Origin of the sequence: Marinobacter fonticola (genome assembly GCF_008122265.1) — a bacterium.
Taxonomy (GTDB): domain Bacteria; phylum Pseudomonadota; class Gammaproteobacteria; order Pseudomonadales; family Oleiphilaceae; genus Marinobacter_A; species Marinobacter_A fonticola.
The window spans coordinates 152,213-164,351 of the sequence record NZ_CP043042.1; the positions used below are offsets into that span (position 1 = coordinate 152,213).

12 protein-coding genes are annotated in these 12,139 nt (G+C 60.3%); 4 read left to right on the plus strand and 8 right to left on the minus strand.

The genetic code is table 11. From position 1 onward, the window contains the following. Window positions 1-132: 132 nt before the first annotated feature. The 4 genes from FXO11_RS00690 to FXO11_RS00705 form a co-directional block, all read right to left on the minus strand. Window positions 133-525, minus strand: a complete 393-nt coding sequence (locus FXO11_RS00690) for an ectoine synthase (RefSeq protein ID WP_148861098.1) — start codon at window positions 523-525, stop codon at window positions 133-135. Window positions 526-601: 76 nt separating this feature from the next. Then, complete coding sequence (locus FXO11_RS00695) at window positions 602-2,041, minus strand: GTPase/DUF3482 domain-containing protein (RefSeq protein WP_148861099.1); 1,440 nt, start codon at window positions 2,039-2,041, stop codon at window positions 602-604. After that, a complete protein-coding gene (locus FXO11_RS00700; RefSeq protein WP_148861100.1) occupies window positions 2,034-3,416 on the minus strand; it encodes a DUF2868 domain-containing protein in 1,383 nt (460 codons plus the stop codon). The genes FXO11_RS00695 and FXO11_RS00700 overlap by 8 nt, the downstream gene beginning before the upstream one ends. A 120-nt stretch (window positions 3,417-3,536) precedes the next feature. Beyond that, the gene (locus tag FXO11_RS00705; protein WP_148861101.1) at window positions 3,537-4,085 is read right to left on the minus strand and encodes a DUF1415 domain-containing protein; all 549 of its coding nucleotides are present in this window, start codon (window positions 4,083-4,085) and stop codon (window positions 3,537-3,539) included. Between the two features lie 109 nt (window positions 4,086-4,194). Here FXO11_RS00705 and FXO11_RS00710 point away from each other — a divergent pair, with 109 nt between their 5' ends. Continuing rightward, window positions 4,195-4,554 carry a DUF6164 family protein gene (locus FXO11_RS00710; RefSeq protein WP_148864739.1) on the plus strand — a complete coding sequence of 120 codons (360 nt, stop codon included), beginning with the start codon at window positions 4,195-4,197 and terminating at the stop codon, window positions 4,552-4,554. Between the two features lie 57 nt (window positions 4,555-4,611). Here FXO11_RS00710 and FXO11_RS00715 read toward each other — a convergent pair whose 3' ends face one another. Continuing rightward, window positions 4,612-5,514, minus strand: coding sequence for an alpha/beta hydrolase (locus FXO11_RS00715; protein WP_148861102.1), 903 nt, complete (start codon window positions 5,512-5,514; stop codon window positions 4,612-4,614). Between the two features lie 277 nt (window positions 5,515-5,791). Here FXO11_RS00715 and FXO11_RS00720 point away from each other — a divergent pair, with 277 nt between their 5' ends. Next, window positions 5,792-7,384, plus strand: coding sequence for a sensor domain-containing diguanylate cyclase (locus tag FXO11_RS00720; protein ID WP_148861103.1), 1,593 nt, complete (start codon window positions 5,792-5,794; stop codon window positions 7,382-7,384). Here the strand turns inward: FXO11_RS00720 and FXO11_RS00725 are convergent. Then, window positions 7,321-8,142, minus strand: a complete 822-nt coding sequence (locus tag FXO11_RS00725; RefSeq protein ID WP_168203103.1) for a M90 family metallopeptidase — start codon at window positions 8,140-8,142, stop codon at window positions 7,321-7,323. The genes FXO11_RS00720 and FXO11_RS00725 overlap by 64 nt on opposite strands. Before the next feature lie 364 nt (window positions 8,143-8,506). Between FXO11_RS00725 and FXO11_RS00730 the strand changes: the two genes are divergently transcribed. Continuing rightward, complete coding sequence (locus tag FXO11_RS00730; protein WP_148861105.1) at window positions 8,507-9,796, plus strand: serine hydrolase domain-containing protein; 1,290 nt, start codon at window positions 8,507-8,509, stop codon at window positions 9,794-9,796. Window positions 9,797-9,855: 59 nt separating this feature from the next. Here FXO11_RS00730 and FXO11_RS00735 read toward each other — a convergent pair whose 3' ends face one another. Next, the gene (locus FXO11_RS00735; RefSeq protein ID WP_148861106.1) at window positions 9,856-10,200 is read right to left on the minus strand and encodes a hypothetical protein; all 345 of its coding nucleotides are present in this window, start codon (window positions 10,198-10,200) and stop codon (window positions 9,856-9,858) included. Window positions 10,201-10,581: 381 nt separating this feature from the next. Between FXO11_RS00735 and FXO11_RS00740 the strand changes: the two genes are divergently transcribed. Then, entirely contained in the window at window positions 10,582-10,857 is a 276-nt protein-coding gene (locus FXO11_RS00740; RefSeq protein ID WP_148861107.1) for a hypothetical protein, read from the plus strand. A gap of 32 nt (window positions 10,858-10,889) precedes the next feature. Here the strand turns inward: FXO11_RS00740 and FXO11_RS00745 are convergent, their stop codons facing one another. Continuing rightward, the gene (locus FXO11_RS00745) at window positions 10,890-11,948 is read right to left on the minus strand and encodes a hypothetical protein (RefSeq protein ID WP_148861108.1); all 1,059 of its coding nucleotides are present in this window, start codon (window positions 11,946-11,948) and stop codon (window positions 10,890-10,892) included. Between the last annotated feature and the right edge of the window lie 191 nt (window positions 11,949-12,139).

Sequence of the window (12,139 nt, forward strand, 5' to 3'; positions counted from 1 at the left end):
CACGCAATGGATTGCGCTTTGGCCTTTCTGACCGGTGGCTGTTCAGAGATTAAGCGTCCAGATTGAGAGCGGGCGTGCGGGGAAAAACCGCGAGCCTCCGGCATTCGGAGGCCCGGGATTGGCAGGGCGGGATCAGTCCTCGTCAGACAGGTTGTAGGACCCGTCCTCGTCGTGGGTTTCGCGCCCGGATACCGGCGGGTTGAAGCAGCAGATCAATCGCATGTCCTCGGTACCGCCGCGGAGGATATGGCGATCATGGTTGTCGAGGGCATAGAGGACGCCGTCGTAGATCTCGTGAACCTCACCGGTGGCCAGGTCCTCAATGCTGCCGTTACCGGCGACGCAGTAAACCCCTTCGAGGTGGTTCTTGTACCACAAATGAAGTTCGGCGCCGGCCGGAATGATGGTCTCGTGCATGGAAAAGCCCATGCCGTCTCTCTTCAGCAACATCCGGCGGCTGTTCCAGCCGGGACCGTGAACGTCTTGGTCAGTACCAATGATTTTGTTGACATCAACTATTTTCATCGTCGTCCCCATTTTTCGTTCAGTGAATTAATAAGTATAAACACGCCCGTTTCCGGCAATTCAACTGCAATCATGATTAATATGCAGCTTCAGGCATGCTTTCGGACTGCCGCCACTGCTCGAAAGCATCCATCGCGGCGCTGATCATCTGTACCCAGTGGACGTGTCGCCGGCCATCGGTAATACCTTTGCTCAAGCGCTGCAGCAGGCTCTGCAGCTCTCTCCGCTTGTCTTTGGAGAGTTGTTCCAGCCAGTGGCTTTCCGCCTGCTCCAGGCGCATGGGATCGCGTCCGGCATGGTTGCGGTGGCTGATGTGATACCAGTGATTCAGGGCCCGCCCTAAGATGACATAGGCAAACTGCAGGTCGGCTACGGGCCCGTAACGCATGGATTGTAGGCCGCCGAGTAACGGACCGAACGACCATTTGCCCAGCCGGTCGGCATAGAAATAGCTGCCGGCTGCCCCCAGAACCCCACCCACAAGTGCGCCGGCGCCAAGAGATGTGCCGAAGGTCAGCGCATCGATACCCACGCCTCCCAGCGCACCGGCACCAAAGCCGGCCGTCGCCAGATAGGTGCGGCTGACGCCCCAGGCGGCGCGGCTGCGTTGGCTGAACAGGTCGCCGTCCTGCCATTCCAAATCTTGTTCATGACGCTGGATGCGATGATGCTGGTAGAGCGCCTCGATGGCTTGGCGCAACTGGCTTTCGCGTTTGCGCTGGGCATCGAGCCAGCGCTGTTGCAAGCGTTGACGGGCCGCGTTGCGGTTATCGTCGTCACTCATGGTGCCGCTAACCTGGAGCTGCATCATCTCGTTCATGGCGTGCATGATCAGTTCCGCCGCAGCCTGATGCTGCTGTTGGCGTTGGCGCTCAAGATGGGTGGTGGCGGTGTTGAGCAAACCTTCCCAGCGCGGTTCAAGTTGGCCAAAGCCCCGCAGCAGACCCAGATGCTGGGAAAACGGGGCCGTCACGGCATTGAAACGGCGGACGATGCGGAAGTATTGCCCCAGGGCCTTCTCCCAGGCGGTGCCGTGGTCGTCGCTGCCGATGGCGTTGATCAGTGCCAGGCTGGGCCGGCCGGTCCACTGGAGAATAGTCATTTCCGCCTCGTTGCCGGGACTGTAGGGCACCGAGCCGTCCACCACGTAAATAATCCCCGCCTGCCCCTCGATAATCGGCCGCAGCAGTTCGCACTCGTCGTGAAACTGGGGATCGTCGCGGTGCTGCAGATAGAACGCCCGCACCGTATCCGGCCGGTCCGACGCTGAGGCGCTGTGGGCCTCAAGCCAGGCAAGCACTTTGCGCGGCCGCTGGAAACCCGGCGTATCCACCAAATTATAGAGGACTTCGCCGTCCACCTTGAGCGGATAGGTATCGCTGGTACGCGTGGTGCCCGGCTCCATGGCAATCGCAATGCTGTCGTTCTGGGACAGGGTGGCGACAACGCTGGATTTGCCTCGGTTGGGGTGTCCGACGATCGCGAACGTCGGTACGGCCGGGGAGGAACTAACCATGCTGGCGGGCCTCCCGGTCAGGTGTTGGTAGTTGGCAGATCCACAGGTTGGCATCTTTCTGGCGCTCGACAAACCGCTGCCATTGGGCCAGCTGGCGCGGCGAGGCGGGTGTCAGGGGCTGCTCGCCGCCAATCGGCACCAGCGCCAGCAGCCTGTCCCGTGATCTGCTTCGGCGGGCTTCCTGAATAAAGTCCGCCAGTTCCCCGGTGGGCGGTTCCCAGGCGCGGGCCAGCAGGATCACCGGCCCTTCCCGTTCTGCCAGTTCGTTCAGTACGGCTTGGTCATGGGCCAGCGAAGCGGTGCCTCCGGCATCGAATAGGCGGCTATTGTCCCTCTCCATGAGCGTGAGTGGCTCGTCGGTATCGTGGGCGACGCCGCCCCAGCGGATCAGGTCGCGGCTGGCAGGCAGGCTGTGGAACTGGTTCTCCGGCTGATGCGGCATGGCCGGATCGGTACTTGGGCTGCTGGCGGTTTCCACCGTGGGCGCATCGAAACGATACAGCAGCGATTGGCGCCCAGGGTGCCGGAGCAACTGCCGCCGGGCCTGCGTGCGCAGGTGCAAACGCGCAAACAGTGTCAGCAATAGCCGCGGCAGGACCGCATAAGTCAGCCACAGCATGCAGACGAACGGCCACCAGTCGCCGTAGCGGGCCGGCTCGGCAATTCTCGGATCGCCGAGACGGAAAAACTGGGTCTGTTCGATCAACGCCATCGACGGTACGGCCGCCGGCCAGAGGGCCTGCCACGGCGTCGCCAGTCCGTGGATAAGCGCGCCATAGCTTTCCGCGGAGGTGCGTAAAGTCGTGCTCCAGCCGAAAGCCAGGTCTTGCACGACGATCATGGCCAGTAACGTCAGCAGCCCCGCCAGGGTGAACACAAGCGCGGTCTGGTGAGCGGTGCAGGCGGCAAGCTGCGGCTGCAAGCCGTCCAGTGCGGTAGTGGGACGGTCCGTCCCGCGGCCGGGCGTGAGCAACCGGCCCCAGGGCCGCCAGCCGAATAAGGCTTGCAAGGTGGTCAGCAACGCCAGCAGACCCTGCAGGGCGACAAAACCGATAATGACGGTGACGTTGATTTGCTGGCTGCCGTCGTAAAAGAGGAGCCCCAACATTGTCACCACGCCCAGTAGCGCGCCGACTGGCAGCAGCAGGCGCGACAGCCGCTGCCAGCGCTTGATGCGCGCATCCGGCTGCAAAGTTTCGGGGCGATGAGGGGTAATGTGATTCAACCAGCCCGCCAAGGATGGTTTTTGCTGCTGAGCGTGGCAGTCGAGGGCGTAGCGGCGGTCGCGCCGGTGCAAAAAAAGGGCGGATTGGTTCTGGTCGCGCCGGACCTGGTCATCGAAGGCCAGTAGCAGCGTGACGGGGCTTTTGCTCATCCGGTCGACATCCTCGGACTGAAGGGCTTCTGGCGCACGCGTGTGGTCGAAAAGGGCCCGCGTAGCGTCAAATGCGTGGACAACGGTAAAAATGTAACCCGGGAAAGTGTAACGCGGGGTTTAGCGGCGCGGCCATAGTCTGTCCCAACCGCTATGGCCCAGCGCCCGGAGGCGTTCGATGTTGGCCTGATAGATTTCGTCCGGGTCTTGCATCGCATCCACGGCCCGGCTCACGCTGTCTTCCCGCAATAGATGCAGTATGGGGTAGGGGGAACGATTGGTATAGTTTTCGATGGCGTCCGGCGCAGTGTCAGCGAATTGATAGTCGGGGTGGAAGCTGGCTATTTGCAGCACGCCTTCCAGGCCGAGTGCGTCAAGCAGGGCGTCCGCCGCCGCGACGAAGGCGTTGAAGGAGGCGAAGTCGGCCAGGCCGTCGGTCAGGATCAGCAAGGTGGTATCCCGTTGTTCCGGGGATTTATCGAGCAAGGCCTCGATTTCCACAACCAGATCGGTGAGCAGGTCCTCTTCGCTCACGGCGGCGGATGCGGCAAAGTGCACTTGCGAGCGCAGATAAGGGGCCCGTGCGAAGGGGCACAGGTTAAGCCCGATCACGGCGCGTTCGAGCCAGGTGCGGGTCGCGGCGATGGCGGTTTGTTCTAGCTGGGGCATGGGCCCTCCAAAAAACGTGCAGCATCATAACCCGTGCATGGGGTACGGTCCCAGTTGGCGTTGCAGCACGTTACAATGCCTGATCCATTCTCTCAATCGAGTCGCCCCTATGCCGCACTTCCTGATGAACCTGCGCCATGTCCCCGACGACGAGGCGGACGAGGTTCGGGCGCTGCTCGAAACCCATCGCATCAACTATTACGAAACCCCGCCCAGCCGGTGGGGCATCAGCATGGGTGGTTTCTGGGTCCATGAAGCCGACGAGGCCGAGCGCGCGCGCGGTCTCTTGGCGTCATACCAGAGGGAGCGCGCTCATGCCCAGCGGGCAGACTACGAGCGTCGCCGGGCTGCAGGCGACGTGCTGTCTTTCCGCCAGCGGCTGGCGCGGCGACCGGTCACCGTCCTCGCGGTACTGCTGGCGGTCGCGCTGATCCTGGGTTTGGCATTGGGTCCTTTTTTGTCCTGGTAGGTCTGTTCTGGTTTGTCCTGGTAAGTCCGTTCTGGCAAGTCTGTTCAGATAAGCGGATTAAGTCGCCCTGGGCACCGGCTCTTCGTCCGTCATGTCCAGTTGCCGGTAAAGAAATTGGATGGCGTCGTCGACCACTTGATGGCTGGTGAGAAAGGTTAGGATATGGCCGCGCCAGCTTAGAACCATCATCTCGGTAGGAACACCGTCGGCCGCCAGCGCAGATTGGAAATCCGTGGTATGGTCGAGCGGCACCAGATCGTCCCAACTTCCATGGAAGAGGAAGAACGGCGGCGCTTGCGGAGTGATGTGGGTGACCGGTGACGCCGCCGCATAACGTTCCGGCATGGCCTGTTTGGTTCCGCCAAGGAGTTGTATCACCAGTTTGCCGGAGTCGAACTTGCGCAGGTCGCTGGGTGTGCCGCCAGCAACCACCGCATCCAGCGTGGTTTCGGGGCCGCCGTGGGGCGTGTCGAGCTCCCCACCCTGGTTGGCCACTAGTCCCAACAGGCTAACTAGGTGGGCGCCGGAAGAATAGCCAAAGCCGGCCATGCGATTGGTGTCGATATCCAGCCGCTGGGCGTTGTCGTTGAGCCAGTGCATTGCCTGCTGCAGATCGTGCAGTTGGGCCGGGAAGCGGTATTCCGGGGCGAAGCGGTAGCCGATGTTCATGACGGCTAAACCGTGACTGGCCAGTGTCTCGGAGATCCCCGCCATGTCGTCCCGGGAGCGGCGCTCCCAGCCACCGCCATGGACGGACAGTACCGCTGGATGGGGCCCCGGCCCTTCTGGTAGATAGATGTCGGCATGTAAGGTCTGCGGCCAGTCTGGGGGCGTGTAGACGATGTTTTTTTCAACGCGCCACTCTGTGGTCCGGGCAGGCACCGTCGTGTCAGGGGCATTGAGGTGACGAACGCAGCCGGACAGAAGCACGCTGGCTAATAATATGAGGCAGGTTTTCATCGTCGTGACTCCTGTCGGAATTCGAGGACGTTCCCGGGCTAAGAACTGCTGGTCTGATACGGTTCGCTTGACGTATTGGATGATGTGCGTGCAGCCGGAAATGGGCCGCTTTCCTCGACGCTGGGTGTTTCAGCAGTTAACTTGAAGATAAGGTTATACCAACATCGATGGGCGAACACTTGGGCATTGTTTGGGGATCTGATAACACGACTGATCGGCGGTTTTCCTCCGATGCTGTCTTATGCTTCCGTTTCGAGAGGCCGGGACGGATAACGTTATGACCGGGTTCAGCGATGTTGCATCGCCGGTTCGCCGGGCACTTAGTATTAGTTTGGTCTACGCTGTTGTCGGCGCATTGTGGATTGCCGGTAGCGACTATGCCCTGTCACTTCTGTTTCCCGACCCGCAGACGCTGACCCTGGCCCAAACCTATAAGGGGTGGGCCTTTGTCGGCGTGACGTCCTTCCTCTTGTTCTGGGTGATCTTGCGCCAGTTTCGCCGCTACCGCGATGTAATAAACGCTAATTCAGACCAGGCTGCCGCCATCCGCGAACTCAGCCAATTCCGCGAAAGTGTAATCGATAATGCCAACATTTGGATCCAGGTTTTCGATCCCGACGGTAATATCGTGGTTTGGAATAAAGCCGCAGAGTTGATCAGCGGCTACACCAAGGACCAGGTGCTTTACAGCGATTTGGTCTGGACGTGGCTTTGTCCGGATGCAGAGGATCGCAGGCACATCTTCACCCATGTCCAGGCCACTATGGCGGACGGGTCAGATCTGTCGGACTTCGAGACCTTCATTACCACCCGTGACGGTGCGAGGAGACAAATGCTGTGGAATGCCCGCCACTTTTCAGGCCCGGATGGCTCGATAGAGGGGGCGATCGCCATCGCGGTTGATGTCACCGAGCAGCGGGAAATGGAGACGCGGGCACGCGCCAGTACGCGTCAGTTAAAGACACTGATGGATAACCTGCCGGGTATGGCCTACCGCTGCCTGTTCGATGACGCCTGGACGATGAAGTTTGTCTCCGACGGCTGCCGCGAAGTCACTGGCTATGCCCCTGACGAGTTAACCGACAATCGGGATGTCTCCTTCGTCGACATGATCGATGATTCGGCCAATGAGGAAAATGTCCACATTGTTGAGCAGGCCGTTGCCGAGGCCGAGCCCTACTCGATCGAATACCCCCTGACCCGCCGCGATGGCAGTCGCATTTGGGTGTGGGAGCGTGGCCGCAGCGTGCAGGTGGACGGCGAGCTCATGCTTGAAGGCATCCTGATGGACATCAGTGACCGCAAGGCGCTGGAGCAGGAGTTGGAGCGGCTCGCCACCCTCGATGCGCTGACCGGGCTCTACAACCGGCGCGAGGCGGAACGCCGCCTGCATGAGGAAATAAGTCGATCCGAGCGCTACGGGCGCTCCGTCGCGCTGCTGTGGATCGATTTGGACCGCTTCAAGAAGGTCAATGACCGTCACGGTCACGCCAAGGGCGACGAGGTTCTCCGGCGGGTCAGCCAACTGATTGCCGACTCCGTCCGCACCGTCGATATTGCGGCGCGCTACGGAGGCGAGGAATTCATCGTGCTGCTGCCCGAGCGGGACCTGGAGGAGGCCAGCGCGACTGCGGAACGGCTGCGCCAGCTTGTGGAGCGTCAGGTGCTCACTGTCGACGGCGAAGCGGTGGAGCGCTTGTCCGTCAGCATCGGTATTGCGTTATTTCCCCAGCATGCCGACACCGCCGATGCCCTGTGTAATGCAGCGGATCAGGCCATGTACACGGCCAAGCGGTCCGGCCGCAATCAGGTGTGCATTGCCGGCCAGTCGGCTGGCGAGAGACGGAAGAATCCCTCCAAGCATTTGTAAAGATGAGGCTCCTCGGCGCGCAGATCGGAGGGGCGGCAGAAGAAGGTTTCGGTGGCGACGGCGAAGAACTCCGCCGGGTCCGTAGCGCCATAGGGATCGAGCACCGTAGTACCCGAGTAAGCCTGTTGTTTCAGACGTTCCCAGGCGTCGTTGAAAACCGCCTCCCAGGTTCTGGCTTCGGAATCCGAATGCAGCGGCGGCGCGCCGTCCGAGGCGCCGTCGAGCTGATCGAGTTGATGGGCGAATTCATGCAGCGCGACGTTGCTGGCCGCATTGGGCTGGGCCGCCTCCTGCTGCAACGTGGACCAGGTGAGGATGACCCGCCCTTCCCCCCAGGACTCGCCCAGCCGGTGGTCTTCCGCTTCGGTATAGACGAATCCGTCGTGGTGGTCCGCCGGGGCGCGATAAGCGTCCGGATAGAGCAGTACGGCCCGCAGGCTGTCGTAATAGTCGAGGTTTAGGCCGCAGATCAACAATGCGCCGTGGGCGGCGATCAGCAAGCGCATTTCTTCGGTCACGGTCAGGCCATCGCAACCGTAGAATTCAAGTTCATCCAGCAAAATGAGGATGCCGGATTCCACCTGTTCACGCACCTCCGGCGGCATCTGGCGGTAGAGCGCCATATCCTCATTGAGCCGTTCGCGCCAGGAATCGGGAAAGGTGCGGGAAGCCACCTGTTTGCGGCGCTGACGCCGATAGAAGAACAAGCGGTAGCCGGCCACGGCCACGACGGCGAGAATGCAGAGAAAATACACCATAGGTAATACCGGTCTCCTTGAGCGGGGTTTGGCCCGGATTGCACGAACAGATCGCTTGTTGCCCTGTATCATCGCTGCTCTATGCCGGTATTTCCATAACTCCGAAGGCTCTCTCGTTGCTCTGCATGGTTCTCGTGATTGGGGTCGTGATCGCGACTGGGTTAGGTCCCGTGATTCGATAGTTCTCCTACCTAGCGTAACCCTTGGCATAATCCCCACGCTTATTTCCCAGGATAATGCGAGAGGTGTCTTATTGCTGCACACTCGGTTTGCGGCACCCTGGTCTACACCATAAGGTGATGACAATGACCGCCAATGCCCTTAACGATGCGGATGCCGCTGTTGCCGTAAGAGGATATCTGCCATGCACTCCCTGACCCGCCGCGCTTTGAACGCGTCCCCGGTCCCCCGGAATCTGAACGCTGTCACCGCCGTCGACGCCGCCTCCGAAGTGTCGCCTGAGCAGGCCGGCATCGGTGCTGACGCCCTGGACAATGTGTGGCGCAGCGTCGAGCGGCTCTATCGCACCGGTATACATCCCGGCATGCAATTGTGTCTGCGCCACAAGGGACAGGTGGTGCTGCACCGGGCCATCGGCCATGCCAGCGGCAACGGACCCCGGGACGGTAAAGGCGCCCGCCGCCTGCCGATGACGCCCGGGACGCCGGTTTGCTACTTCTCGGCATCCAAGGCGGTGACGGCGCTGCTCATCCATATCCTGGCGGAACAAGGGCGCATTAACCTGCTGGATCCGGTGAGCTACTACTGCCCGGAATTCGCTCAGAACGGCAAACGCACTATTACCATTCATCAGATTTTATCCCACCGCGGCGGTATCCCGGCGATTCCCAGGGACACGCCGCTGGACACCTTGTGGGACCCTGACGCGATCTGGCGCTTACTGTGCGAGGCGCGTCCGGTCGAGGTGGATGGCGCGAAGGTGGCGTATCACGCGATTACCGGCGGGTTCGTGCTGCAACGGGTGCTGGAGACGGTGACCGGCGAGTCCATCGAAACGTTTCTCGACCGGCATATCCGTCAGCCGCTGGGAATGACATGGTTCACCTACGGTATCGGCAAGGAGCGCCTGCAAGACTTGGCCTCCAATTACGCCACGGGACCTAACCCGGTTTTTCCCATCTCCTGGATCCTGCAGCGTGCGCTGGGCGGCGATATGCAGACCATCGAGGCGGTGGTGAACGACGTTCGCTTTCAGGAAGCCGTGGTGCCGGCCGCCAACCTGTGCGGTACTGCGGAGGAGATGTCGCGCTTTTACCAGATGATGCTCAATGGCGGTATCTGGAAGGGGAACAAGGTTTGCGAGCCGCTTACCATTCGCCGGGCCATCCAGCAGTTCGGTTCGCTGCAGATCGACCGCACGTTGATGATTCCCATGCGCTTCAGTGCCGGCATGATGTTGGGGGGCGAACCGCTGGGTATCTGGGGGCCCCATAGCCGTGAAGCTTTCGGGCATGTGGGGCTGATTAACAAGCTGTGCTGGGCGGACGCCTCGCGGGACATTTCGGTTAGCCTGCTCAACACCGGTCTACCGCTCGTTGCCCACCATCTACCGGCGCTGGGACGATTCATCTGGACGGTGTGCCGGGCGTTTCCGAAAGTGCCGGAGGCCGAAAGACCGCCAGCCATAGCTTAGGGCGTCGTCACTCAGGGGCTCAGGGGCTGAGTAGGTCAGCGAATTGGCCAGACGGAACACTAAACGTCGTCAAGCTGCGCCTCGAGAATGGCCAGCACCGAAGACTGGATTTCCTTGAAATCCGTCACCGTCTGGGTGCGCTGAATCACATCGCTCTGCTGATCTTCAAGCTTTTGCAGTTTGGGGATGACCCGCCGGATACCTTCGGTGATCACCTCGTAGGGATAGTGATGGTCGAGGATGCTGAGCTTGTTCAGCTCGGCCACCTCCTGGTGAAAGATGCTGATAACGTCGTAGAGCATGTCCTTGTGCTGAATGGTGCCCGCTTCCCAATAGGCGTCATCCAGTATCTCCATCAGCGACATGTATTCCCGGAGGGTATCGGCAACGGACGGGGCAGTCATCTTGAACTCCGTTCAGGGGAACCTTGGCCTTTATCACCAAACAGCGGGCACGCAGGCAGGTTCGCGTCAGCTTCTTTTTCCCAGAATAGCAGCCGACCGCCGCGGCGGACAGTCGGCCGAGAGCGGCGACCTCTGGTTTGTGAACCGTCGTTCACTCTTTGTTGCTGTTTGTCTAACAGTTGTGCACAATAAGCGAAATCCGTACTAGACTCTAATGTACTAGGGAATCGACGGATGTTATCGAGGTGCATACGTCGGGAACCTGAACACAGGGTGCTGATCTAACATCAGCGATACTCTCGATAAATCTCAAGAACGCACGTGATAACAGCTTAAGCAATAACAACCACGCGATAACAACTCAAGGATGAGGGACAAACCATGTTAGTCGAACCGACCGAGCTTGCCGACCAGAGCTTTCCAGACGATGGCCAGCAGCCCAACCTGAACCGGCACGAGAGCGTGCGCGAGCATCTGCAGGAACGCCTCAATCGCGAAGTGGCGGACCTGGAAGAGCGTATCGAAATGCTCCGCCGCAATCAGGCTCCGCACACGGCCATCATCATCGCGACGTATGAACGCATGATCGATCGCAAGAAGGGTTTTATGACCACCTGGGGCATGGGCGAACGAACCCGGTTCCAGCGTCCAGGCTAACCCGGCCTACCGATCCGATGTAGAAACACCTTTCACTGCTGGCGCGCAGATACTGGCTGTGTACTGTATGTGTGGCCTTCGCCAGCGGAAGCGTTACCGCAGTATGCGTTGCTGCCCACGTATTCTTCGCGACTTTTGACGTCCCTTCCTTGCGAATCTTTATAGGCATTCTGGGCCGAGCAGTCCATGGCGTCGGGATGAGGCCTGTCCTCGCAAACCGACGTGAAGACTTCAGCCTGCGCCATGTCGTAATCCACGACCACCCGGGCGCAATCGATGCCGGTCTGACCGGCAAAGTCGAAAACGTTATTGCTGCTACGGATCCAGTCGTCGGTATGTGCGTCGACGAAGTCCTGTTGCAGGCCCAGGCGCTCTTGGTTATTGCTAGCGGTGAACGATGCCTGAACGAGTTCGGGGGCGTTGAAGCCGACGGATGAGAACGCTTGGCTGTTAAATTGAACGCCGACGACGGCGCCTTGCAGGTCTTCGCCCGCAAGCCCCTGGAATCGAGTAACACGGATCACTTTGTCCGAGGCCTCCGGCGCATAGACCCAGCGCACCGTAGGGTAGTTGTACCTATCGGTGGCGGAACCGTTATCGACTTCCTCGAAGGTGACCAGTACACCGTTGGCACTGGTGCTGTATTCGGCGGCATTGCCGGCGTCGATACAGTCGCTGATGGTGCGCCGTCCTTCGGAGAAATTCTCAATGCGGTCCTCGCCGATCATCAGGCTTACGAGATCGATGGGGTTGCGTACGCTGGTGTAGCTGCCTGCGCCAGTATCGGGCTTGCCGCCATTGAAGCGCGCAGTGAGGGATTTCACAGCGTCCGCGACGGCCTGAGAGTCCGTATCTTCGGTGTCTGCGGGCTGGACACCCAGAAGCACATCGCGGAATAGCGTGCGCTCCAGGCGAGCGGGTTCCGTGAGGGTGAAATCGCTGAACGTCTCGAACACCGTTGTCGCGGGATTGAAGGCCGAGCCGCAATTGTTGGCACTTTTCCCTTTGGCACTGGTATCGCCGTCGCTGCCGCAACCGGCAAGCAGTAGCGCGGGGGTTAAAAAGGCCAGAATGTAGCGAAAACCAGTCATTGTAAGCGTCCTTGTGGTCCTGCGCTTGATTGGGCGGCGTAAAGGTGCGAATTTCGTGTTAACGGACTAAAGTGATGGCAGAGGCCACAAAAACTAAAAAAGCCCGACCCGACAGCACACCGGCACGTTAACGGAATTCCCAGGCACCTGCCCGCTCGGAGATCACATTTTGCGGCATTCGGAACAGCGAG

Coding starts and splice junctions, on each gene's coding strand:
- FXO11_RS00690 (WP_148861098.1), bottom strand. CDS start 525: ATGAAAATAGTTGATGTCAACAAAATCATTGGTACTGACCAAGACGTT.
- FXO11_RS00695 (WP_148861099.1), bottom strand. CDS start 2,041: ATGGTTAGTTCCTCCCCGGCCGTACCGACGTTCGCGATCGTCGGACAC.
- FXO11_RS00700 (WP_148861100.1), bottom strand. CDS start 3,416: ATGAGCAAAAGCCCCGTCACGCTGCTACTGGCCTTCGATGACCAGGTC.
- FXO11_RS00705 (WP_148861101.1), bottom strand. CDS start 4,085: ATGCCCCAGCTAGAACAAACCGCCATCGCCGCGACCCGCACCTGGCTC.
- FXO11_RS00710 (WP_148864739.1), top strand. CDS start 4,195: ATGCCGCACTTCCTGATGAACCTGCGCCATGTCCCCGACGACGAGGCG.
- FXO11_RS00715 (WP_148861102.1), bottom strand. CDS start 5,514: ATGAAAACCTGCCTCATATTATTAGCCAGCGTGCTTCTGTCCGGCTGC.
- FXO11_RS00720 (WP_148861103.1), top strand. CDS start 5,792: ATGACCGGGTTCAGCGATGTTGCATCGCCGGTTCGCCGGGCACTTAGT.
- FXO11_RS00725 (WP_168203103.1), bottom strand. CDS start 8,142: ATGGTGTATTTTCTCTGCATTCTCGCCGTCGTGGCCGTGGCCGGCTAC.
- FXO11_RS00730 (WP_148861105.1), top strand. CDS start 8,507: ATGCACTCCCTGACCCGCCGCGCTTTGAACGCGTCCCCGGTCCCCCGG.
- FXO11_RS00735 (WP_148861106.1), bottom strand. CDS start 10,200: ATGACTGCCCCGTCCGTTGCCGATACCCTCCGGGAATACATGTCGCTG.
- FXO11_RS00740 (WP_148861107.1), top strand. CDS start 10,582: ATGTTAGTCGAACCGACCGAGCTTGCCGACCAGAGCTTTCCAGACGAT.
- FXO11_RS00745 (WP_148861108.1), bottom strand. CDS start 11,948: ATGACTGGTTTTCGCTACATTCTGGCCTTTTTAACCCCCGCGCTACTG.